The 22,998-nt window shown below is 61.2% G+C and carries 21 protein-coding genes; 9 read left to right on the forward strand and 12 right to left on the reverse strand.

The window, feature by feature from the left end; translation table 11 throughout:
- Nucleotides 1–123: 123 nt before the first annotated feature.
- The 5 genes from C4N04_RS12335 to C4N04_RS12355 all read right to left on the reverse strand — a co-directional run bounded on the left by C4N04_RS12335 (nucleotide 124) and on the right by C4N04_RS12355 (nucleotide 5,692).
- Nucleotides 124–906: a glucose 1-dehydrogenase gene (locus C4N04_RS12335; protein WP_106796131.1), complete on the reverse strand. Its 783-nt coding sequence runs from the start codon at nucleotides 904–906 to the stop codon at nucleotides 124–126.
- Nucleotides 907–1,138: 232 nt separating this feature from the next.
- Nucleotides 1,139–1,927 carry an SDR family oxidoreductase gene (locus tag C4N04_RS12340; RefSeq protein WP_106796132.1) on the reverse strand — a complete coding sequence of 263 codons (789 nt, stop codon included), beginning with the start codon at nucleotides 1,925–1,927 and terminating at the stop codon, nucleotides 1,139–1,141.
- 22 nt (nucleotides 1,928–1,949) lie between these two features.
- Nucleotides 1,950–3,428: a sugar ABC transporter ATP-binding protein gene (locus C4N04_RS12345; protein ID WP_077989275.1), complete on the reverse strand. Its 1,479-nt coding sequence runs from the start codon at nucleotides 3,426–3,428 to the stop codon at nucleotides 1,950–1,952.
- 237 nt (nucleotides 3,429–3,665) lie between these two features.
- Nucleotides 3,666–4,595 (reverse strand): sugar ABC transporter substrate-binding protein, encoded by a 930-nt coding sequence (locus tag C4N04_RS12350; RefSeq protein ID WP_012484069.1) that lies wholly within the window; start codon nucleotides 4,593–4,595, stop codon nucleotides 3,666–3,668.
- A 116-nt stretch (nucleotides 4,596–4,711) separates the two neighbouring features.
- On the reverse strand, nucleotides 4,712–5,692 hold the full coding sequence (locus tag C4N04_RS12355) for an ABC transporter permease (protein WP_064685358.1): 981 nt from the start codon (nucleotides 5,690–5,692) through the stop codon (nucleotides 4,712–4,714).
- A gap of 212 nt (nucleotides 5,693–5,904) precedes the next feature.
- Here C4N04_RS12355 and C4N04_RS12360 point away from each other — a divergent pair, with 212 nt between their 5' ends.
- The 4 genes from C4N04_RS12360 (at nucleotide 5,905) to C4N04_RS12375 (ending at nucleotide 10,179) form a co-directional block, all read left to right on the forward strand.
- The gene (locus C4N04_RS12360; protein WP_106796133.1) at nucleotides 5,905–6,714 is read left to right on the forward strand and encodes a transketolase; all 810 of its coding nucleotides are present in this window, start codon (nucleotides 5,905–5,907) and stop codon (nucleotides 6,712–6,714) included.
- Nucleotides 6,714–7,670, forward strand: coding sequence for a transketolase family protein (locus tag C4N04_RS12365; protein WP_106796134.1), 957 nt, complete (start codon nucleotides 6,714–6,716; stop codon nucleotides 7,668–7,670). The genes C4N04_RS12360 and C4N04_RS12365 overlap by 1 nt, the downstream gene beginning before the upstream one ends.
- A gap of 70 nt (nucleotides 7,671–7,740) precedes the next feature.
- Nucleotides 7,741–9,207: an FGGY-family carbohydrate kinase gene (locus tag C4N04_RS12370; RefSeq protein ID WP_106796135.1), complete on the forward strand. Its 1,467-nt coding sequence runs from the start codon at nucleotides 7,741–7,743 to the stop codon at nucleotides 9,205–9,207.
- A 21-nt stretch (nucleotides 9,208–9,228) separates the two neighbouring features.
- Nucleotides 9,229–10,179 (forward strand): sugar-binding transcriptional regulator, encoded by a 951-nt coding sequence (locus tag C4N04_RS12375; protein ID WP_009996926.1) that lies wholly within the window; start codon nucleotides 9,229–9,231, stop codon nucleotides 10,177–10,179.
- A 290-nt stretch (nucleotides 10,180–10,469) separates the two neighbouring features.
- Here the strand turns inward: C4N04_RS12375 and C4N04_RS12380 are convergent, their stop codons facing one another.
- The 3 genes from C4N04_RS12380 to C4N04_RS12390 are packed head-to-tail and all read right to left on the reverse strand — an operon-like array spanning nucleotide 10,470 to nucleotide 13,429.
- Entirely contained in the window at nucleotides 10,470–11,222 is a 753-nt protein-coding gene (locus C4N04_RS12380) for an ABC transporter ATP-binding protein (protein WP_096761835.1), read from the reverse strand.
- Nucleotides 11,216–12,286 (reverse strand): iron ABC transporter permease, encoded by a 1,071-nt coding sequence (locus tag C4N04_RS12385; protein WP_106796136.1) that lies wholly within the window; start codon nucleotides 12,284–12,286, stop codon nucleotides 11,216–11,218. Before C4N04_RS12385 ends, C4N04_RS12380 begins: the two co-directional genes overlap by 7 nt.
- Before the next feature lie 6 nt (nucleotides 12,287–12,292).
- On the reverse strand, nucleotides 12,293–13,429 hold the full coding sequence (locus tag C4N04_RS12390; RefSeq protein ID WP_106796137.1) for an ABC transporter substrate-binding protein: 1,137 nt from the start codon (nucleotides 13,427–13,429) through the stop codon (nucleotides 12,293–12,295).
- A gap of 115 nt (nucleotides 13,430–13,544) precedes the next feature.
- Here C4N04_RS12390 and C4N04_RS12395 point away from each other — a divergent pair, with 115 nt between their 5' ends.
- Entirely contained in the window at nucleotides 13,545–14,330 is a 786-nt protein-coding gene (locus tag C4N04_RS12395; protein WP_106796138.1) for a methyltransferase domain-containing protein, read from the forward strand.
- Between the two features lie 315 nt (nucleotides 14,331–14,645).
- On the opposite strand, the gene moaA is transcribed toward C4N04_RS12395, so the two are convergent.
- A complete protein-coding gene (gene moaA, locus C4N04_RS12400) occupies nucleotides 14,646–15,692 on the reverse strand; it encodes a GTP 3',8-cyclase MoaA (protein ID WP_106796139.1) in 1,047 nt (348 codons plus the stop codon).
- A gap of 181 nt (nucleotides 15,693–15,873) precedes the next feature.
- Here moaA and C4N04_RS12405 point away from each other — a divergent pair, with 181 nt between their 5' ends.
- A complete protein-coding gene (locus C4N04_RS12405; protein ID WP_039620100.1) occupies nucleotides 15,874–16,248 on the forward strand; it encodes a DUF971 domain-containing protein in 375 nt (124 codons plus the stop codon).
- A 23-nt stretch (nucleotides 16,249–16,271) separates the two neighbouring features.
- Complete coding sequence (locus C4N04_RS12410) at nucleotides 16,272–17,462, forward strand: low temperature requirement protein A (protein WP_077989268.1); 1,191 nt, start codon at nucleotides 16,272–16,274, stop codon at nucleotides 17,460–17,462.
- Between the two features lie 3 nt (nucleotides 17,463–17,465).
- On the opposite strand, the gene C4N04_RS12415 is transcribed toward C4N04_RS12410, so the two are convergent.
- The gene (locus C4N04_RS12415) at nucleotides 17,466–17,933 is read right to left on the reverse strand and encodes a MarR family transcriptional regulator (protein ID WP_009988727.1); all 468 of its coding nucleotides are present in this window, start codon (nucleotides 17,931–17,933) and stop codon (nucleotides 17,466–17,468) included.
- A gap of 47 nt (nucleotides 17,934–17,980) precedes the next feature.
- Here C4N04_RS12415 and C4N04_RS12420 point away from each other — a divergent pair, with 47 nt between their 5' ends.
- Together C4N04_RS12420 and C4N04_RS12425 are read left to right on the forward strand one after the other, a co-directional pair.
- Nucleotides 17,981–18,961: an alpha/beta fold hydrolase gene (locus tag C4N04_RS12420; protein ID WP_106796140.1), complete on the forward strand. Its 981-nt coding sequence runs from the start codon at nucleotides 17,981–17,983 to the stop codon at nucleotides 18,959–18,961.
- Nucleotides 18,962–18,998: 37 nt separating this feature from the next.
- Complete coding sequence (locus C4N04_RS12425) at nucleotides 18,999–19,610, forward strand: pyridoxamine 5'-phosphate oxidase family protein (RefSeq protein WP_096769468.1); 612 nt, start codon at nucleotides 18,999–19,001, stop codon at nucleotides 19,608–19,610.
- A 6-nt stretch (nucleotides 19,611–19,616) separates the two neighbouring features.
- Here the strand turns inward: C4N04_RS12425 and C4N04_RS12430 are convergent, their stop codons facing one another.
- Both C4N04_RS12430 and C4N04_RS12435 read right to left on the reverse strand, forming a co-directional pair.
- Nucleotides 19,617–20,684, reverse strand: a complete 1,068-nt coding sequence (locus C4N04_RS12430; RefSeq protein WP_106796141.1) for a GGDEF domain-containing protein — start codon at nucleotides 20,682–20,684, stop codon at nucleotides 19,617–19,619.
- 592 nt (nucleotides 20,685–21,276) lie between these two features.
- Nucleotides 21,277–22,884: a fumarate hydratase gene (locus C4N04_RS12435; protein WP_096769469.1), complete on the reverse strand. Its 1,608-nt coding sequence runs from the start codon at nucleotides 22,882–22,884 to the stop codon at nucleotides 21,277–21,279.
- Nucleotides 22,885–22,998: the final 114 nt, after the last annotated feature.

Consider the following 22,998-nt stretch of genomic DNA (forward strand, 5'->3'; position numbering starts at 1 on the left):
CTGATTGTGGTGCCATGCGGCTGCGGCTTTTGGTGCGACAAGCGCTACAGGCCTCTCGCCGACCTCATCCTGAGGTGCCCCGAATGGGGCCTCGAAGGACGAGGTCGGCCACCGTCCCTGGGCTCAGGACATAATCAACCCACCGTCGACATTGATCGTCTGGCCGGTGATGTAGGCGGCGTCGTCGCTGGCGAGGAAGGTGACCAGGCCGGCGACATCTTCGCCGGTTCCGGCCCGCTTCATCGGAATGCCTTCGACCCATTCCTTCATCAGTTCGCCGGGGGCGTAGTTGCCGAGGAGCTTGCCCCAGGCTTGGTCGTTATAAGCCCACATGTCGGTTTCGATGATGCCGGGGCAGAAGGCGTTGACGGTGATGTTGTCGGTCGCGACTTCCTTGGCCAGGCTCTGGGTGATGCCGACGACGCCCATTTTCGAGGCGGCGTAGTGCGGCGTGTAGATGAAGCCGTCGCGGGCCTGGCCGGAGGCGGTGTTGATGATGCGGCCGCCGCGCTTGTGCTTGCGCATTCTGGCAATGGCCTCCTGGGCGCAGAGGAAGACGCCCTTGGTGTTGACGGCCATGACCTTGTCCCACTCGTTTTCGGTCATGTTCTCGATGCGGGCGATGGTGATGACGCCGGCATTCTGGATCGAGACGTCAACCGCGCCGAACTCACCCTCGGCGGCATCGTAGAGCGCCTGGACGCTCGCCTTGTCGGTGACATCGCCGATGAAGGAGATCGCCTTGCCGCCTTCGGCCCTTATCGCTTCGGCAACGCCGTGGACCAGATCCTCGTTCGCCGAGACGACGAGATTGGCGCCTTCGCGCGCAAAGCGCTTGGCGATGGCCGCGCCGATGCCGCGGCTGGCCCCTGTGATAACGACAGTCTTGTTTTCGAAGCGTTTCATCCTCTTTCCTTTCAAATATCCCTCGGCGATGGCAATCCGTTCCACGGATGCGCGCGTTCTTGAACGCCAATGGCGGCGCCGTGGCCTCAGCTCGTTTATCGGCGGGAAGGGCGGGCGGACGACGATATCGCGCCGTCTTGCCCGTTGCTCCCTTCAGCGCCTCGATCTCAGCCAGGGAGGAAGCGAGATCGTTTCAGGTGCCGGTTGCCGGCAGCAAGCTTTCACATCCGCATCACCAGCAGCAGAAACCGCCATCGACGAGAAGATCGACGCCCGTCACGAAACTTGCTGCGTTCGACAGCAGGAACACGGCCGGACCGACCATCTCGTCGACATCAGCCATGCGCTGCATCGGCGTCTGCTCTTCGAAGAGCTTGGTCTGATGAACCATCTCCGGACGGGTATTCATCGGCGTTGCCGTATATCCCGGCGAGATGGTGTTGACGCGAATGCCGCGGCCGACCCATTCCATCGCCATCGACTTCGACATATGGATGACACCGGCCTTGGAGGCGTTGTAATGCGCTTGGCTGAGGCCCCGGTTGATGATGACGCCCGACATGGAGGCGATGTTGACGATGGAGCCGCGTCCATTCTTCAGCATGGCGCGGGCCTCGGCCTGGCAGGAAAGGAATATGCCCTTCAGGTTGATATCCATCAACGTCTGGTATTGATCCTCCTCCATATCTTCCGCCGGGTTCGCGTTGGCGATGCCTGCAGCGTTGACGGCCAAAGTCAGGGCGCCGAGTTCCGCTTCGGTTCGTGCGACGGCATCGGCAAGCGAGGATCTGTTTGTGACATCGGCCGCGATCTCGATCGAACGGCGGCCGGCGGCGCGAATATGTTCAGCAGTCTTGGCCAGTCCGTCGTCGGTTCGACGGTCGAGCAGCGCCACATCAGCGCCGCATTGCGCAAGTCCAATGGCAATGCGCTGCCCGATGCCGCTGCCGGCACCGGTGACGATGGCAACCTGGCCGCTGAGATCGAAAAGCTTCGGGGCGTTCAGAGTGATGTCGGACACCGCTCTTCCTTTCTCTGTCTGTTTAGATGGTCGCTAATTCCATGACTGAGACGTCATTTGCCTGGTCACGATCGAGGATGCCTGCCTGCTTGCCCTGGGCAAGCACGAGAATGCGATTGGAAATTCCGAGAACTTCCTCGAGGTCGGAGCTTACGACGATGACGGCCACACCCTGTTTGGCAAGATTGACGATGATGTCGTAGATGCCCGCGCGGGCGCCGACGTCGATGCCTCGCGTCGGTTCGTCGAGCACGACGACCTTGGGATCACGCAACAGCCACTTCGCGATCACCACCTTCTGCTGGTTGCCGCCGGAAAGGTCAGAGGCGAATTGCTCGGCGCGGCCCTTGACGCCGAACTTCGCAACAGCCTTTTCCGCAAACGAGCGCTTGATGCGCGGCGTAATCCAGCCACCGCCCAATTTGTCGAGGTTGGCGTAGACAATGTTCTCGCTGATCCGGTGCCCGACGATCAGGCCCTGCTCCTTGCGGTCTTCCGGAACCATCACGATGCCTTTGGCGATCGCGTCGGCCGGGTCCCGCAGCCTGAGTTCCTCGCCTTCCAGCTTGATCGAACCCGCACTGATCGGGTCTGCTCCCGAAATCGCCCGCACCAGTTCGGTGCGGCCGGCGCCGACCAGTCCGGCGATGCCGAGAATTTCGCCTGCCCGAACCTCGAAGGTAACGTCACGGAAAGAGTTCTCAGGCGAGCTCAGCCCGGACACCTCAAGGACCGGGCGGTCGGTTGGAACCGGCAGGGCAGGGAACAGGCGATCAAGCGGGCGTCCGACCATGCTCTCGACGATCGTTCGCACCGGGGTGGCACTGTCTGAGAATTCCTGCACCCGCTCCCCGTCGCGAAGAACGACGATCCGGTCGGTGATCTGCTTGATCTCTTCCATGCGGTGCGAGATGTAGACGATGCCGACACCTTCCGAGCGAAGCTTGCGAACCTGTTCGAACAGAGCTTCCGTCTCGGCGCCGCCAAGGGCGGCTGTCGGTTCATCGAGGATCAGGAGCTTGGCATTGAGAGCGAGCGCCTTGGCGATCTCGATGAGCTGTTGATTTGCCGTGGAAAGGCCGGCGACCATCCGTGTGGCAGGTATATGAAGGTTCAAGCGAGCGAGCTGGTCCTGGGCCCGGCGGACCATCTGAGCTCGATCGACGACGCCGTTCTTCATCGGCCAGCGTCCGATGAAGACGTTTTCGGCGATCGACAGCTGCGGCAGAAGCTGCAGTTCCTGATGGATCAGGACAACGCCCTTGTCGATCGCTTCGCGTGGGGTGGCCGGGGCATAAGGCTGCCCCAGCCACGTCATCGATCCCTCGGAGGGTGTGCGTGAGCCGGCAATGATGCCCGACAGCGTCGACTTGCCCGCTCCGTTTTCACCGAGAAGTGCGACCACTTCACCGGGATAGACGTCCAGGCTGACATTCTTCAGCACCTGGAGCGGCCCATACCACTTGGATATGCCCCTCAGGGAAAGAACGGGATCAGTCACGGCACACCTCCTCAAGACCTCGACTTCATCATTAGAGCGCCGTGCGTCCTTTCGGACGTACAAAGGACGCTCTAACACTTTGAATCTGCACATCGTGCTTTCCGAAAATCGTTCCCGATTTTCGGGCCGATGCGCTAAAGCGCATCGCGTCAAACTTGATTCATGCGACGCGCTTTAGCTCTTTGTTTTTACGCATGTCGTTGCCGCAAAACCGCGGCACACTTTGCGCGACATGCTTTAGGGATGGTTGGCGATGAAGCCTGCGACGTTTTCCTTGGTGGTCAGCGTGGCATCCAAGAGCTGTACCGGCGGCACCTTTTCACCGGCGACAAGCTTGGCGGCGTTTTCGACTGCATCGCGGCCCATCTTCTGCGTCTGCTGCGTCGCCGTCACGTTGAAGACGCCCTTGCTGAGGGCTTCGAGAGCTGCGGTATCGCCGTCGAAGCCGCCGACCACGATCTTTTGCGAGGGATTTGCGACCTTGATCGCCTGAGCGGCGCCAAGCGCGAGGCCGTCGGCCTGTGCGAAGACGATCGAGACGTCGGGGTTGGCCTGCAGCATGTTCTGCATGATCTGGAAGCCTTCGTCCTGGCTCCAGATGTTCGAATATTGCTCGGCGACGACCTTCACATCCGGATAGGCCTTGAGCGATTCACCGCAGCCCTTGGAGCGATCGACTTCCGGGGTCGTGCCCTTCTGGCCGTGGATGATGACCATCTTCCCCTTGCCGCCGGCTTCCTTCAGGATGTAGTCGCACACCGCCTTGGCAGAAGCGACGGAATCCGTGGCAAGGAATGTATCGCCCGGCGCGCCTTCGGCGTTGCGGTCGACGTTGACAACGGGGATGCCGGCGTTCTTCGCGAGCTTGACCGGAACCGTCGCCGCTGCCGCACCTGCCGGAATATAGATCAGCGCGTCGATCTTTTGGGTCAGAAGATCCTGGATCTGATTGACCTGCGTCGGCCCGTCGCCCTTCGCATCGACCGTGATAACCTCGATGCCGCGCTTCTTGGCTTCGGCCTCGACCGATTGCTTGATCTGGTTGAAGAAGTTTGCCTGAAGGTTGGCAACGGCGAGGCCAAGCTTTTTCAGTTCCGCTGCGTGAACGGGACCGAGCATGAGACCGAGCAGTGCAGCGGACGCGAGCATGGTGCGCGCAATTTTCATTGTAGTTCCTCCGTTGTTTAATGGACCCTAGGGTATGTCCTCCCCCTTGGGTTATTGATCCGCCCCGAATTTCCGGGACGGAATTCCGGGTCCGCCAATGCGGCGGACCATGTGCGTCAGGCGCGACGCCGACGAATGGTCTCTGCGCCGACCGCAAGCACGATGACGATCCCGATGATCACCTGCTGCAGGAAGGGCGAGACGTTGAGAAGGTTGAGACCGTTGCGAAGCACGCCGATGATCAGGACGCCGATCAGCGTTCCCCCGATGCCGCCCGCGCCGCCGGAGAGCGACGTGCCGCCGATGACGACTGCAGCGATGGTGTCCAGCTCATAACCAAGACCACTGGACGGCTGGACAGAATCCAGGCGGGCGGCGAGCACGATGCCGGCAAGCCCCGCAAGCACGGCGCTCACGACATAGACAGCTATCGTCACCAGCGGAACGTTGATGCCGGCGAGGCGTGCGACTTCGGGGTTGCCGCCCACCGCATAGAGCATGCGGCCTTCGGAGCGGAAGTGCAGGAAGAGCCACGCCGCGAGAACAACCGCGAGCATGAGGAAGACCGTGGCAGTCATCACGCCGAAATGGCGATCGATTGCCAGCATCATGAACCAGTCGGGGAATCCGACGATCTGCTGACCGTCGGTGATCATGTTTGCAACGCCGCGGGCTGCCGACATCATCGCCAGCGTGGCGATGAAGGCTGGAACCCTGAACTGCGTCACCAATAGCCCGACGATCAGGCCCGAAATAGCCGATGCGATCAGCGCGAAGGCGATCCCGACGGGCAGCGGCAGGCCGGCGACATTGGCGGTCCAGCCCATGACCATCATCGCCAGGGCGAGGGCGGAGCCGACGGAGAGATCGATGCCGCCGATCAGGATGACGAACGTCATTCCGACCGCCATGATGCCGAGGACGGTGATCTGGTCGAGGATATTGAGGCCGTTTCGAACCGAAAGAAACGTGTCTGTGCTGAAGCTCAGAAAGATGCACAGCGCGAGCAATCCCACGAGCGGACCGGTTGCTCCCTTGAGCTTGCCGAGCCAAGCGCCGGACGAAAGCCTTTGTTCATTGATATCGAGCGCCACCATTGCTCCTCCCTATGCTTAGGCTTGTATCCGATATTTGTGCAAGCTAGAATAATTATTCAGTGTTGCTGGAAAATTCATTAACAACTTGCTTTTCCCCTGTCAACAGGATTTGTTCCGGCATGGCGCTGCCAGCTTCTCGCTTAGAGGCTTGACTAATCGGCGCGTTATGCAAAAATATTGAACAGTGAATATTTATGCATGAAGAGGAACCCATGGATACGACAGAACTTGAGCGCATCGCCCGCGAGATCCGATTGCGCGATCTCCAGGCGGTCTTTGAAGCGGGCGCCGGCCATATTGGCGGGGAGATGTCGGTCATCGACATTTTGACGGCGCTCTATTTTCGTGTGCTGAATGTCTGGCCGGATCAGCCGAGACATCCCGACCGCGACAGGTTCGTTCTTTCAAAGGGACATACGGCTTGCGCTCTCTATGTGACGCTCGCAAAACGCGGCTTCATCCCGGAGGGGGAGATTTCCACCTTCCTGCAGCCGCATTCGAGGCTGAACGGGCATCCGAACTGCAACAAGGTTCCCGGCGTCGAAACGAATACAGGGCCGCTCGGCCACGGTCTTCCGGTTGCAGTCGGAATGGCGAAAGCCGCTAAACTCTCGGGCGCTGGATATCACACCTATGTCGTCACCGGCGACGGTGAGATGCAGGAGGGCTCCAACTGGGAAGCGATCATGGCGGCGGCCCAGTTCAAGCTCGATAACTTGACCTTGATCATCGATCACAACAGGTTCCAGCAGGGTGCTGCGCTGGCCGAAACCAACGATCTCGCGCCCCTTCGTCCGAAGCTCGAAGCCTTCGGCTGGGAAGTCACCGAAATCGACGGCAACAGTATGGGCGAGATCGTTCCGGCTCTCGAACACCGGGGTTCAGGACCGCACTGCATCGTCGCCCATACCAACAAGGGCCACGGAATCTCCTTCATGCAGGACCGGGTCGAGTGGCACCATAAGGTGCCGAGTAGGGAACAATACGAAATCGCATTGGCAGAATTGTCGGAGGCACTGTAATGAACGCGCCAGTAAACCCACCCAAGCTCCACGATTGCCGCGACTCATTCGCCTCTACGCTCGAGCGGCTGGCAGCTGAAAACGAAACGATCGTTGCCGTCTGTAACGACTCCGTCGGTTCCTCCAAGCTCGGCGGCTTCAAGTCGAGGTTTCCGGAGCGTCTCGTCAATGTCGGCATCGCGGAGCAGAACATGGTCGGCGTCGGAGCAGGGCTCGCCAATGGCGGACGGCTGCCCTTCGTGTGCGGCGCTGCTCCGTTTCTCACGGGGAGGTCGCTGGAGCAGATCAAGGCCGACATTTCCTACTCGAACGCCAACGTCAAGCTGGTGGGCATTTCGTCCGGAATGGCATATGGCGAACTCGGTCCGACTCATCATTCGATCGAGGACTTCGCCTGGACGCGGGTCCTGCCCAATCTTCCCGTCATTGCGCCTTGCGACCGGATCGAGACCGCTGCCGCCGTTGCCTGGGCGGCGACCTACATCGGACCCTGCTTCCTGCGTCTGTCACGCGTCGGTGTGCCCGACCTCCTTCCGGAGGGGCATAGGTTCGAACTCGGCAAGGCGAATCTCCTTCGCAAGGGTTCCGACGTCACCCTGATCGCCAACGGTACCTTGACCCATCGCATCGTGAAGGCTGCCGAGATTCTTGCAGATCGCGGTATCGATGCCAGAGTGCTCAACCTCGCAACGGTTCGTCCGATCGACGAGGAGGCCATCATCGCCGCGGCGAGGGAAACCGGCGCGATCGTTACGGCCGAAGAGCATTCGATCTTTGGCGGGCTCGGCTCGGCCGTGGCAGAAGTGGTGGTCGATTATGCTCCAGTTCCGATGAAGCGTCTTGGCGTTCCCGGCGTCTACGCCCCGACCGGTTCGGCAGAGTTTCTGCTCGACGAATATGGGATGTCGCCGTCCGCAATCGCCGACGCTGCACAGGCGCTGATCAAGCGCAAGTAACTGGGGATCGCGTGTAGCGGTCGGGGCGCATTTTGGCGCCGCGGCCGCCGCCTGATCTGTGGAGGATAGAATGCGGGCAATTCTGGCAATCGACCAGGGCACGACCAATTCAAAGGCAGTTCTCGTTTCCGAGACGGGGGAAATCATCGGCAGAGGTTCGTCTCCTGTCGGAATCTCCTATCCGAGGGAGGGGTGGGTCGAACAAGATCCACACCGGCTCTACGCTTCGGTCTGCGAAGCGATCGACGCCTGCCTGAAGGCCGGCCTTGACGCGACCATCGAGGCCATTGCCATTTCCAACCAGCGCGAGTCCGTCACCGCCTGGGACGCAAAAACGGGAGAGGCGATTGGGCCGGTGGTCAGCTGGCAGTGCCGTCGAACGGCGCAGGATTGCGAACGTCTCATCGCCGAAGGCCGCCTCGACCGTGTGCAGGCGCTGACGGGCCTGCCACTGGATCCGATGTTCCCGGGCTCGAAATTCAGATGGCTGCTCGATCGGATTCCAGCCGAGCGATCGGTGCGGCTGGGAACGGTCGACAGTTGGCTCATCCACTGCCTGACGGGCGGGCGCCGGCATGTCTGCGACGCCTCGAATGCCGCCAGGAGCCAGTTGTTCGATCTCAGAGAACAGAGATGGAGCGAGGAACTTGGCGAGATCTTCGGCGTCGATATCGCGCTCTTGCCCGAGGTGCTCGACAGCTCTGCCGATTTTGGCAGGACGCAAGGATTGCCAGGGGTGCCGGACGGCACGCCTGTCATGGCCGCGATCGGAGACAGTCACGCAGCCCTTTTCGGCCATGGAGCATTCAAGCCGGGCGACGGCAAGGTGACTTTCGGAACCGGCTCTTCTATCATGACGACGCTGCCGCAATTTATAGCCCCGCGCAACGGCATCACGACCACCGTCGCATGGCGGATCGCGGGAAAGCCGACTTTCGCTTTCGAGGGCAATATCCTCGTTTGCGCCGCCAGCCTTCCCTGGATGGCTGACATTCTCGGCCTGGCGGATGTTGCTGCCCTTGTCGAACTTGCGGCGAGTGCTGCGCCGGGCGCGCCTGGCTTCGTGCCGGCGTTCGTGGGGCTCGGTGCGCCTTACTGGAATTCCGACGCCCGTGCTCTGTTCTCCCAAATCAACTTCAATACATCACGTGCGCAAATGGCGCGGTCGGTAACCGATTCCATCGCCTTCCAGGTGCATGATGTGATTGCAGCCATGCGGGCGCAGAGCGGCGGCGAGCTCGGCGCGCTCTATGTGGACGGCGGACCGAGCCAGAACCGCTTCCTGATGCAGTGTGTCTCGAATCTCATCGAACATCCCGTGATTCAATGCGAAGCGCCCGAATCGTCGGCCCTGGGCGCCGCTTATCTGGCGGGGCTCTCCCTCGGCTTATGGAGCGATCTGCATGTCATCTCGGAGCTGCCGCGAAACACCCAAACCATTGAGCCGCAAGCCGTGGATCGAGCTGCCCTTCTGGCGACTTGGAATGATGCGCTAGCCCGCTCGACGTCCCGCGAAACACAGGTTAAAGGTGAATAAAAATTCACTCCGGGATCAGTGATGACTCGCCTCAACGAACTCCGCCTCATTTCACGCGTCGCCCAGATGTACCACATCGAGGGGCGGCGACAGGCGGAGATCGCAGAGCACCTTCGCCTGTCGCAGGCGACGGTATCGCGCATGCTCAAACGTGCCGAGGCTGAAGATATCGTGCGAACCAGCGTGATCCCTCCCGTCGGCACCTATAGCGAGCTGGAGGGCGCGCTTCGCGAGAAATACGATCTGCCGGAGGCAATCGTCGTGGAGTGCACGGAAGATCGGGACGGAGCCATCATGGCTCGTATCGGGGAGGCGGCGGCGCATCTCCTGGAGGTGACGCTTGCGCCCGGCGAGATCATCGGCGTTTCGAGTTGGAGCCAGACCATCTTCAAGATGGTCGAGAACATTCATCCGCAGAAGAGCGCTCAGGCGAAGTATGTCGTCCAGACCCTTGGAGGCATGGGTGACCCTTCCGTGCAGACGCATGCGACGCAGCTGACCACGCGGCTTGCCCGGCTGACCGGCGCCGAGCCGAAATTGCTCCCGGTGCAAGGCGTGACGACATCAAGAGAAGCAAAACTTCTGATGCAGGCCGACCCGTTCGTCCGCGAGACAATGGACCTGTTCGGCAGCATAACGCTTGCGATCGTCGGCATCGGAGCGGTCGAACCATCCGAACTTCTCGCTCGATCAGGGAATATCTTTTCCTCGCGCGAACTCTCTGATCTCGCGGAAGCGGGCGCCGTCGGCGATATCTCGCTGCGCTTCTTCGATAAGAACGGCAAGCCGGTCAAGACGCCCCTGGATGACCGAGTCATCGGGCTTCCACTTGAGGATCTTGAGCGGGTGGACCGGGTCATTGCCCTTGCCGGCGGTGCCAAAAAGACCGACGCAATTGCAGGTGCGCTCCGCGTCGGGGTCATCGACATGCTGGTTACGGACAAGTTTACCGCGCAGCGATTGATTGATTGAAGGGCAGCGGCATCCTCCACGGGTCCTCATCCTGAGGTGTGATCCGCAGGCTCGCCTCGAAGGATGCTGCCGCAGCGTGCCTATGTGCTTACTCAAGATGGTTGCGCCTGGGTGGGAGCGCCCGCCTGGTCCTTCGAGGCTTCGCCCTACGGGCTACGCGCCTCAGGATGAGGCTCTCTTGGGCGTTGGCATCTTAGGCTGACGCGTTCTCGGGTGTTGGCACTTCAGGCTGAGGCTCTCATGCATGTGGGCTTCAGGATGCGCTGTCTTTCGCGTTGGCCGTGCCAGCCTCAATGCGCCGTCCCGTCGACGATGACATGGTCGTGGTCCAGCGAGCATTTCTCCACCCTAGCTTCGACCCGGTAGATCTCCCGCAGCATTTCGGCGGTGAGCACATCCCTGGGGGCGCCGCAGGCGCGCATGCGGCCGTTGGCGATGACGAGGACTTTGTCGGCGAAGCGGAGCGCTTGGTTGAGGTCGTGGATGGCGATGAGGACGAGCATGCCTTTGGCGCGGGCCCGGCGGCGCATGAAATCGAGGACCTCGATCTGGCGGTGGAGGTCGAGGGCGCTTGTGGGTTCGTCCATCAGCATGATTTCGGGTTCGCGGACGAGCGCCTGGGCGATGGAGACGAGCTGGCGCTGGCCGCCGGACAGCGCGCCGAGATCGCGGAAGGCCAGCGCGGTGATGTCGAGTGCTGCCATGATCTCGTCGATGAAGCGCAGGTCGCTGTCGCCGACGGCCCAAGACTGTCCTTGTTTGCGGGCGAGCAGGATGGATTCGTAGACGGTCAGCACCGCATTGGCTGAGGTATCCTGCGGCATGTAGCTGATAGCGTTTTTCGCCTTCGAGCCTTCGACGACGACATCGCCCGGGCCCTTGAGCAGGCCGGTGATGCGCTTGAAAAGCGTCGACTTGCCGGCGGCGTTCGGTCCGATGACCGCGACGATCTCGCCCGATTTCATCACCGGCGTCGTGACATCTTCGACGAAGAGCTTGCGGCCGTGATAGGCGCCGACCGACTGTAACTGAAGCGCTACCATGACCGGCTCCTGTTCGAGAGGATGAGCGAGAAGAAGAAGGGCACGCCGACAAGTGCGGTGATGATGCCGATCGGGAAGACGACGCCGGGGATGATCGATTTCGAGACGATCGAGGTCAGCGACAGCAGCAGCGCGCCGGAGAGGATCGAGCCCGGCAGGAAGAAGCGCTGATCCTCGCCCAGGATCATGCGTGCGATATGGGGACCAACGAGGCCGACGAAACCGATGGTGCCGACGAAGCTGACGGGCACGGCGGCAAGCAGCGAAACGACAAGCATGGTTTCCAGCCGAATGCGACGGACATTGACGCCAAAGCTTGCGGCCTTGTCCTCTCCGAGGCGGATCGCGGTTAGCGCCCAGGCATTGCGGGCGAAGAGCGGCAGGGCGATCAGAAGGATGGCAAGTGTCACCCAGATCTTCGGCCATGTCGCCTTGGTGAGGCTGCCCATCGTCCAGAAGACGACGGCCGACAGCGCCTGTTCGGAGGCGAGATATTGCAGGAAGGCGAGCAATGCATTGAAGGTGAAGACTAGCGCGATGCCGAGGAGGACGACCGTCTGTACTGATACGCCGCGGGCCTGCGAGACGAAATGGATGAAGAGCGTGGCGATCAGCGCCATGACGAAGGCATTGACCGGCACGAGCAGGCCGGCAGCGACCGGCAGCAGCGGAACGCTGGTGACGATTGCGAGCGCCGCACCGAAGCTTGCTGCGGCCGAGATGCCGAGCGTGAAGGGGCTGGCGAGCGGATTGGCGAGGATCGTCTGCATCTGGGCTCCGGCAACGGAGAGTGACGCGCCGACGACGATCGCCATGACGGCGACCGGCATGCGGATGTTCCAGACGACGGCCCGCACCTGATCGGAAACGGAGGAGGGATCGACGAGGGCGGTGATGACCTCGCCGAGGCTGTAGCGGGCCGGCCCCCAGGCGAGATCGACGGCGAAGGACAGGCAAAGCGCTGCCGTCATGGCGGCCAGGATCAAAAGCTTGCGCCGGGTGAGGGCGCGGTAGCGCTCCCTCCCGGCTTCTGCTTCAACCGATATGGCGGCGATCTCGGCCATTTCGGACTACTGGCTCGCCTTGGCGTCGACCCAATAACCCGGCCGATAGGCGACCGGCAGGAATTTCTCGTGGAACTCCTTGAAGGTGGCGTCCGGCTCGAGATCGGCGAAGAGGTTCGGATGGAACCATTTGGCGAGCTGCTGGACGGCGACGAACTGGTAGGGGCTGGTATAGAACTGATGCCAGATCGCATGGACATTGCCGCCGGCGACTGCCTTGGAGCCGGTGAAAGCAGGGTTTTCCATCAGCGTGTTCAGCACCTTGCGGCTGTCGCCGAGGGTAGACGCAGCGCTCGGGCCGACATTCACATAATCCTTGGCATTCTTGGTCTGGCTCCAGTTGGAACCGGTGACGACGATGACCTCAGGATTGGAGGCGACGACCTGTTCGGCGTTGATGGAGCCGGTATAGCCCGGCAGGAAATCGGAGCCGAGATTGTGGCCGCCGGCCCAATCGACCATCAGCCCGAAATTATCAGGCCCGAAGGTGCCGCAGCACTCCACCAGGCCTGCGGCGCGGTACATGAAGACCTTCGGCTTCGGCGGATTGGCGGCCTTCAGCTTGTCGGTCACGCGCGCCATCTGCTCCTTCCAGTAGGCGGCGACGGCGTCCGCGCGATCCTCGTGGCCGAAGAGCTTGCCGAGGATCTTCAGGCTCGGCTCGGTGTTGGCGAGAATGTGCTCGCGGAAATCGATATAGACGATCTTCACGCCGATGCCGGCGAGCATCTCTTCGAGCTTGACTTCGTCGGCGGCGGTCTTGTTGCCGATCGGCAGCAGCAGCACGTCGGGATCAAGCTTGACGACCGTTTCGGTCTGCAGCGTGCCGTCGGTCAGGTTGCCGAGAAAGGGCAGGTCCTTGCCCTTGGGAAACTTCTCGACATAGGCGTTGAAGCCATCCTTGTCTGTGGTCCAGAGGTCGTTACGCCAGCCGACGATCTTGGCGAAGGGATCTTCCTTTTCGATCGGCGCGACGGCGTAGAGCATGCGGCCTTCCCCAAGGATCACACGCTCGACCGGCTTTTCGAAGCTGACTTCACGGCCTGCCACATCCTTGATGGTGAAGGACTGCGCCCAGGCCGAAAGCGGCATCAAGCCGGCAATCGCAGCGGCGGAAACTGCGAGCATTTTCACGAAATTCATCTGGAAATTCCCCTGACGTCTGAATAATGTCCGCAGGCATAGGAAATATGACTTTATGAATCAAGTTATATGTTTTAGAGCGTTTCCAAACTAATCCGATGCCGGGGCACTTGAGATGAATTCGATGAATACAAATTATTCGATCCGCGATGAAATCCGCGATTTCTGGTCGGAAAGGGCGGCGACCTTCGACCAGAGCGTCGGCCATGAAATCTTTTCGGAAGGCGAGCGGAAGGGCTGGCAGCGGCTGATCCGAAAGCATCTCGGCGAGGGGCAGGGACGCGCGGCGCTCGATCTTGCCTGCGGTACGGCCGTGATCTCACATCTGATGAACGATGTCGGTTTCAAGGTCACCGGGCTCGACTGGTCGGACGCGATGCTGGCGCAGGCGCGCGCCAAGGCGAACAAGCGCGGCACCGATATTCGTTTCGTTTCCGGCGACGCCGAAAACACCATGGAGCCGCGCGACAGCTACGATGTCATCACCAACCGGCATCTCGTCTGGACGCTGGTCGATCCGGCTTCGGCTTTCAAGGAATGGTTCGCGGTGTTGAAGCCGGGCGGCAAGGTGCTGATCCTCGACGGCAATATGGGTCGGGAAACCTGGGTCAAGGGCCTGCAGAAGCTCTGGACGAAGATATCAGGCAAGCCTGCGGCGAGCCATATGTCGCCTGAGATGATGGCGCGGCACCAGAAGATCCGCTCGCGCGTGCATTTTTCGCACGAGATGCCGGCCGAAGCGGTCGTCGATCTTCTGCGCAAGGCCGGCTTTGTGGACGTCGTCGTCGACCGCAAGCTCGGGGATATTCACTGGGCACAGGCGCGCAAGATGCCGTTTTTGCGTGGGTTGGAGCGCATGGTGCAGGAGCGGTTTGCGATTTGTGCGCGCAAGCCCGGGTGAGGGGTTTGTGCTGACGTCCGGTGCGCCAGGCGATGTCCTCTTTCCGACCTCATCCTGTGGTGCCCGGAGGGGCCTCGAAGGACGAGGGCTGCCACTGCTGACGCCACTCTCTCGGCAGAAAATCCGGCGCAGGCATCAACCTATTCTCCCTCATTCCTGTGCTTGTCACAGGAATCCAGTGCGCCCAAGTCCTTGGGCGCGAGAGACTTCTTCAACCGTCCTATTGCCTCATTCACCGCGCGGACGCGCGGTGGCTGGATTCCTGTGACGAGCACAGGAATGAGGGTGGGCGGTGTGGGCGTACCCGCCAGCTTATCACCCACCCGTGACACTCATATGCCGCGCCACCGCCGGGCGGTTATGCGTGCGGTCGATGATAAAATCGTGGCCTTTCGGTTTGCGGGTGATGGCCTCGTCGATGGCGGTGTGGAGGAGGGCGTCGTCTTCGGTGGCGCGCAGTGCGGCGCGCAGATCGGCGGCGTCGTTCTGGCCGAGGCACATATAGAGCGTGCCGGTGCAGGTGAGGCGCACACGGTTGCAGCTTTCGCAGAAGTTATGAGTCATCGGCGTGATGAAGCCGAGGCGGCCGCCGGTCTCTGTGACCCTGACGTAACGGGCCGGGCCGCCGGTCTGGTAGTCGATATCGGTCAGCGTGAACTGACCTTCGAGATCGGCGCGGAGCTCGGAGAGCGGCAGGTACTGGTCGGTGCGGTCCTCGTCGATCTCGCCCATCGGCATGGTTTCGATCACCGTCAGGTCCATGCCACGGCCATGGGCGAAGCGCAGGAGATCGGGTATCTCGGCGTCGTTGAAATCCTTGAGCGCCACGGCGTTGAGCTTGATCTTGATGCCGGCCTTCTGAGCCGCATCGATGCCCTCCATGACCTTGGCAAAATCACCCCAGCGGGTGATCTTGCGGAATTTGTCGGGGTCGAGCGTATCGAGCGAGACATTGATGCGGCGCACGCCGAATTCATAGAGCTCCTCGGCATGGCGCGACAGCTGCGAGCCGTTGGTGGTCAGCGTCAGCTCATCGAGGCCGGAGCCGATCTTTTCGCCGAGCCGGCGCACGAGATACATGATGTTCTTGCGCACCAAAGGCTCGCCGCCGGTCAGCCGAATCTTACGCACGCCCTTGGCGATGAAGGCGGAACAGAGCCGATCGAGTTCCTCGAGCGTCAGCAGATCCTTCTTCGGCAGGAAGGTCATGTTCTCGGCCATGCAATAGGTGCAGCGGAAATCGCAGCGGTCAGTGACGGAGACGCGGAGATAGGTGACTGCCCGGCCGAAAGGGTCGATCATTGGGTGTGCGCCCGCAGCCAGCGGCGATGCGGCGCCTATCGTTCCTATTCTCGTATTCACTTATTCCTCCGCAACCGGATCTGACGAGCCAGACCGTGTGCCTGCCTGTTTTCAAGCGATATCTTTCTATTTGTGCATATGTGATTGCGCCGTCAAGGGAAACGGATTTCGCACACGCTAATTTGCGCTTGCCACGAAAAAGGCGAACGCCTACTTCTCCAGGGGAAAGAGGGTGATAGAGATGAGCGATACCTGGCCCAGCGAGCTTCGTGTTTCGAAAGACCGGCAGCGGCTGGCAATAACCTTCGACGACGGCCGCAGCTTCGACCTGTCGGCCGAGCTTTTGCGCGTGTTGTCGCCATCGGCCGAGGTGCAGGGCCACGGGCCAGGCCAGAAGGTGACGGTGCCGGGGAAACGCAACGTGGCAATCATCTCGATGACGCCGACCGGCAATTATGCCGTCAGGATCGGCTTCGACGACATGCACGATACCGGCATCTATACCTGGACCTATCTGCGCGAACTCGGCGAACGGGGTGCGGAGCTGTTTTCGGTCTATGAGGAAGAGCTCAGGGAAAAGGGCATGAACCGCGACACGGCGGAAAAGCCGCGCTGAAATCAATGGGTATTGGGGGATACATGGCGAAAGCGAACGGAAAGAACTGGCTGCGCGCTAAGGGGAGTGCGGCCGGCAGCAAGGTGACCTTCCTCGAGCTGTTCTTCGATCTGGTCTTCGTCTTTTCGATCTCGCAGCTTTCGCATGCGCTCGCCGCCCATTATACGCCGCTCGGTGCCGCCGAAGCGGCGCTGATGACCTTTGCCGTCTGGTGGGTGTGGATCTTCACCGCCTGGGTGACGAACTGGCTCGATCCCGACAAGATGCCGGTGCGCGGCATGCTAGTGGTGCTGATGATGCTAGGGCTGGTGCTGTCAGCCTCCATTCCCGAAGCTTTCGGCGACAAGGGGCTGCTTTTTGCCGGAGCCTATGTAGCGATGCAGGTCGGGCGTTCGCTTTTTACGACTTATGCGATGACGCGCGTCGACCGCGCCAACACGCTGAATTTCATCCGCATTACCGCCTGGCTCGTGGCAGCCGCCGTCTTCTGGATTGCCGGTGGATTGCTGGAGCATGAAGCTCGGCTGATCGCCTGGGTGATCGCGCTTGCGATCGAATATATCGGGCCGGCCGCGGGTTTTGCCGTGCCTCGGCTCGGCCGGTCGAGGCCGAGCGACTGGGATGTGTCCGGCGCGCATATGGCCGAGCGCTGCGCGCTCTTCGTTATCATCTGCCTCGGCGAGGCGATCCTCGTTTCCGGCCGCACCTTTTCGGAGCTGCCGGTTTCGGGGCTGACCAGCATCGTCTTCGTCACCGGCTTCATCGGCACGGTCGCCATGTGGTGGCTCTATTTCCGCTTCGGCCACGGGCGCGCCGCCCACCGTATCGAGCATGAGGCGACGCCGGGAGCCTTGGCGCGGCAAGCCTTCACCTATGGGCATATCCCGATCCTGGCCGGGATCATTGTCCATGCGGTCGCGGTCGAGTTCATGTTCTCGCATCCGCATGAGACGGGCGATCTCGGCATCGCCGCAGCGGTGCTCGGCGGTTCCGGCCTGTTCCTGATCGGCAATCTCTGGTTCAAGGGCGCGACCAGCGGGCGAATGCCGCTGTCGCACCTGGCCGGTCTCGTGATTGTGATCCTGCTCGCCTTTGTGGCGCCGTTCATCGAGATCTATCTGTTGGGCATCCTGGCGACGCTGGTGCTGATCATTGTCGCGGCCTGGGAATACCGTTCGCTGACCGGCACAGCGGCGGCGCCGACGATACATTGAATGTCAGTCCTCTTCCCTGAGATCCTGTAGCAGCACGCCGATGATCCGCTCCATCGAGGTGGCGGTCGCCATGCACTGCTCGATCGGCTCGTCGGAGAGCGTGCGCTCGATGAGGTCGGTCTGGATCGCCATCGCCGCTTCGGTTAGCCTGCGGCCTTCCGTGGTAAGGTAAAGGCGCAGCACGCGCTTGTCACGCGTGTCGCCGCGTCGCTCGATCAGCCCCCGCTTTTCCATCTGCGGCAAGAGCATGCTCATATTGGAGCGGCCGACCAGCAACTTGCGGGCCAGCTCCTGCTGCGAGATGCCTTCGAAACGGTAGAGATTGACGAGAATGTCGAGGTGAGGCGGCTTGATGTCGAGATCGGCAAGCTGGCGGGTCAGCGACTGCTGCATCAGCTGGCAGGCGCGCGCCACTGCGATCCAGCTGCGAAAACGCGGATGATCCCAGGGAAGGGATTGATTTTTGTTCATCGTTGTACTTTATTGTTCAGTGTTGAACAGTCTTTTGGATTCTCACTATGGCAAATTTTGCGCTTGAGGTCACCCACCTGGGTATTTCGGCTCTGCAGGCAATTTCGCCTGGTCTGGCCGGCAAAGCGGCGTTCCGGCTGTTCTGCCGCACACCGTCGCCCCGGCCGAAGGGAGCAAGGGCGAAGGCGGCGCACGCGTCGGGCGCCGCCCGGCTCGCCGACGCAGAACGCTTTACGCTCAAGCTTGCAGGCGGGGCGAAAGCGCATGCCTATCGGCTGAATGGCGGGGCGCGGGGGAAGCGCAAGCGTTTCCTGGTGACGCATGGTTGGGGCTCGAGCGCCGAATATATGGCCGAGCTGGTATCGATGCTTTCGGCGACCGGTGCGGAGGTGGTGGCGCTCGATTTTCCCGGACACGGGCGTGCCGGCGGGCATTTCCTGCACATGGGACTTGCCGTCCGGTCGATCGCCGCGGCCGAGGAGCGTTTCGGTGTCTTCGATGCGGTCATCGGCCATTCCTTCGGCGGTGCGGCGCTGATGGTTTCAGCGGCTGGCCTGCTGCCAGCCGCGGCGCCGGTCGCCTGCGGGCGACTGGTGCTGATCGGCGCGCCGAGCGAGATGCGCTGGCTGTTTGTCGATTTCGGCCGGATGATCGGCCTTCGCCCCGCTGCGCAAGCGGCACTGCAGAATGAGGTCCATCGCGTCACCGGACGGAGACTTGACGAGTTCGACGCCGGCAATACGGTGGGCGCGATCAGCCGGCCTGTGCTCGTCATCCATGCCGAGGACGACAAGGAGGTGCCGCCGGTCCATGCGAGGCGCTATGACGCAGCCGGCGAGAATGTGCGGCTGTTCTGGGCGAACGGCTTCGGGCACCGGCGCATAGTCGGCGCAGCTCCCGTCCTTGGCGCAATTGCGGCATTTCTCGAAGGTGGTCGGGGCGAAGACGGCGCTTCCGACGAAAGCATCAAAAAAGATGCGGAAATCATTCCGATTTTTGAGCTTCCGGCACGGCGCGCGGCATTGTAGCGTCCGGCGCGAAGATCAAGCCGCGGCGGGACGCCTCATGAGAATCATCAGCAGCATCGAAGAACTCAATACGATCTATGGCGCAGGCCTATCGCAGGCCTCAGTCGACAAGGTAACCAAGCGGCTGACGCCGCTTTACCGTGAGATGATCGAGATCTCGCCCTTTGCCGCGCTTGCGACCGTCGGGCCGGAAGGGCTCGACTGTTCGCCGCGTGGTGATCTCGGCGGCGTGGTGCGTGTCGTCGACGATGAGACGCTGCAACTGCCGGATTGGCGCGGCAACAACCGCGTCGATTCGCTTTCCAATATCGTCCGCGATCCCAGGCTTGCGCTGATGTTCCTGATCCCCGGCTCGAACACGACGATGCGCATCAATGGCCGCGGCGTCGTCTCCGACGACGAGACGCTGCTCCGGGGCTTTGAGATGGACGGCAAACATCCGCGTACCGTCGTGGTCATTTCGATCGACGAGGTCTATTTCCAATGCGCGCGCGCCGTGATGCGGGCCGAACTCTGGAATGCCGAGCATTTCGCTGATCCGGCAGGCCTGCCGACGCCGGGGCAGATGCTGAAGGCCGCCGTCGGCGATTTCGACCAGGAAACCTACGACCGGGAATGGCCCGGTCGCGCGGCGAAGACGATGTGGTGAAAGCCGTCAGGCCTTGTAGATCAGCCAGCTCTTGCTGAAATCTTTCTGCATCCCGTCCTGATAGAGGACGATGCAGTTGCGCCCGGCATTCTTGGCGCCGTAAAGGGCGATGTCGGTCTTGCTGTAAAGCTCGCCGGCATCCTCGGCATTCGAGGCCATGCAGATGCCGATCGACACGGTGATCGGGCCGTAATTCACCCGTGTGCGCGAGTTTTTGAACGGGGTGGTCTCCAGCGTGCGGCGTATGCGTTCGGCGATCGCCGACACTTCCTCGGCCGTGTTGCCCTCGATGATCAGCGCGAATTCCTCACCGCCGGCGCGGGCGACGAAGACGTCGCGCCGGACATTGCTGCGGATGACGGAGGCGACGGTGGCGAGGATCTTGTCACCGACGGGATGCCCGTAGGTGTCGTTGATCTTCTTGAAATTGTCGATGTCGGCAAGCAGCAGAGCCGTCACCGGCCGCATGCCGGGATTGTCGAAAACGGCAGCAAGGCGATCGTCGAAGGCGCGGCGGTTGGATAGGCGCGTCAGCGAATCGGTGTTGGCGATGCGCTTATATTCGTCGAGTTCCTTGCGGACCTGATCCATCTCCTGGGAACGCTGGACGACGTCCTCCACGGTGCGTTCGCCATGCGCCATGGTATCGCCCGTCGCCCGGCTTAAAAGTTCTATAGCGTTTTCGATCAGTTCGACGCTGGCATTGCTCTTGGAGGTGATCCGCTTATGGGTTTCGCCGAGCAGCCTGGTATAGCTTTCGAGTGAACTCTGCTCCTGCCGCAGAATCCGAAGCAAGCCGTCGAGTTCGCCTGATATGCGGGTATGGGCGTCATCGAAGACCTGACCTGGGCTCGTGTTGAAATATTGCGCGCCGAGCGCGTCGAGTTCGGCCTGTGTCGCCTGGGTGCCGAGGGCCGCAAGTTCTCGGGTCAGGGCAGGATTGGAGCCGATATAGGCTTCGTAGAAGAGTTCGTAATTGCGGGGTATCGGGGCAACGCCCATCGAGCGCATGGCATAGGTGATCTGACCCGCTACGTCGGGGACCTGCACCTTGGGCGCGACAGCCGTATTCATCCGGCGAACTCCTCATGTATTCGAAGGCAATATTCTATTTGGTAGCTTAAATTTCTTGGGAAAAGATTAAAGCGACATATACCAAAGATTACATATGAGAACTACGAAGTGAGGCGGCGCCTCGAGTAGGCCTATGATTCTGCATCAGAAAACGTATCTTCGTCGGGACAATCCGTACCCGCTTGGCGAGTACGGTTTTTCGAAAACTTACAGTTATTCTCTGCTTCACGGATCGTATTCATCTTGTCGACACCTGCAGACCAAGAGATGAGAACATGAAAAGGTCTCGTCCCATCTCTGTCGCCATCCTCGGCTTAACTGCCATCGCCGCCAGTGCCGTGCTGCTGGAGCATGCCGGTACCTTCGCCGGAGTATTCCGTACGGAGATCCTGGCCAGGGTGGATGACGCAGATGTTGCGCGTTCCCGCCCATGGCCGTGATGGCGCAGGATATCAGTGTCTTGGACAAGGCGTCGACCCGGTAGACGCGGTGTGAGAGGCAGATACCGCAGACGATTCCGGTTGTTCCATGCCTCTCGCTGACGTTCAACACACTCTTGGCTCTGCTGCTCGCCAACCGATTGGCGCCGCAATTACCCCAAGTTCAATTCCTGGAAGAAATCATTGCCCTTGTCGTCGATGACGACGAAGGCGGGGAAGTCTTCGACCTCGATCTTCCAGACCGCTTCCATGCCGAGTTCGGGATATTCGAATACTTCGACCTTGCGGATGCAGTCCTGCGCGAGGCGGGCGGCGGGGCCGCCGATCGAGCCGAGGTAGAAACCCCCATGCTTCTTGCAGGCCTCGCGTACGGCGCGCGAGCGGTTGCCCTTGGCGAGCATCACCATCGAGCCGCCGAAGGACTGGAACTGGTCGACGTAGCTATCCATGCGGCCGGCCGTCGTCGGGCCGAAGGAGCCGGAGGCGTAGCCGGCCGGCGTCTTTGCCGGGCCGGCGTAGTAGACCGGGTGGTTTTTCAGGTAATCAGGCATGCCTTCGCCCTTTTCCAGCCGTTCGCGGATTTTGGCGTGGGCGAGGTCGCGGGCGACGATGATCGTCCCGGTCAAGGACAGGCGCGTCTTGACCGGATGCCGCGACAGCTCGGCAAGCACCTCGGCCATCGGCCGGTTGAGGTCGATATGAACGGTCGATTCCGAGAGTTTCGCCTCGTCGATCTCGGGCATGTATTTCGACGGGTCGGTTTCGAGCTGCTCGATGAAGATGCCGTCGCGGGTGATCTTGCCCTTTGCCTGGCGGTCGGCGGAACAGGAGACGCCAAGGCCGATCGGCAGCGAGGCGCCGTGGCGGGGCAGGCGGATGACACGCACGTCATGACAGAAATACTTGCCGCCGAACTGGGCGCCGACGCCCATCTGCTGTGTCAGCTTGTGGATTTCCTTTTCCATCTCGAGGTCGCGGAAGGCATGGCCGCTTTCCGAACCTTCGGTCGGCAGCTCGTCGAGATAGCGCGTCGAGGCGAGCTTGACCGTTTTCAGGTTCATCTCGGCCGAGGTGCCGCCGATGACGATCGCCAGATGATAGGGCGGACAGGCCGCCGTCCCCAACGTCAGAATCTTCTCCTTGAGGAAGTCGATCATCCTGTCATGCGTCAGGAGCGAGGGCGTGCCCTGATAGAGGAAGGTTTTGTTGGCCGAGCCGCCGCCCTTGGCGACAAAGAGGAATTCGTAGGCGTCGGTACCTTCCTCGTAAATATCGATCTGCGCCGGCAGGTTGTTCCTAGTGTTCTTCTCCTCGAACATCTTCACCGGCGCGAGCTGCGAATAACGCAGGTTCTTCTTCTCATAGGCATCCATGACGCCGCGGGCGAGTGCGGCGGAATCCCCGCCCTCGGTCCAAACCCTGCGGCCCTTCTTGCCCATGATGATCGCCGTGCCGGTATCCTGGCACATCGGCAACACGCCGCCGGCGGCGATATTGGCATTCTTCAACAGGTCGTAGGCGACGAAGCGGTCGTTATCGGTCGACTCTGGATCATCAAGGATCGAGGCGAGCTGCTTCAGATGGCCGGGCCGGAGCAGATGGTTGATATCGGCAAAGGCGGTTTCGGCAAGCATGCGGATGCCTTCCGGCTCGACGGTCAGGATTTCCTGACCCTTGAAGCTATCGACCGAGACGTAATCGCTGCTGATCTTGCGATAGGGGGTGGCATCCTTGCCGAGCGGAAAAAGATCGTCAGCCATCGAAGTGACCTTTCTGGTGGGCGCGTCGCTAAATTGGAACCGGTCTAAATCTCCTGTCGGGCAAAAGCAATCAGGATGCCGCGAGAGTTCGGCGGGTGCGCCAAGCGAAGTGGA

Source organism: Rhizobium sp. H4, assembly GCF_003013335.1.
In the GTDB taxonomy this organism is placed as follows: domain Bacteria; phylum Pseudomonadota; class Alphaproteobacteria; order Rhizobiales; family Rhizobiaceae; genus Rhizobium; species Rhizobium sophoriradicis.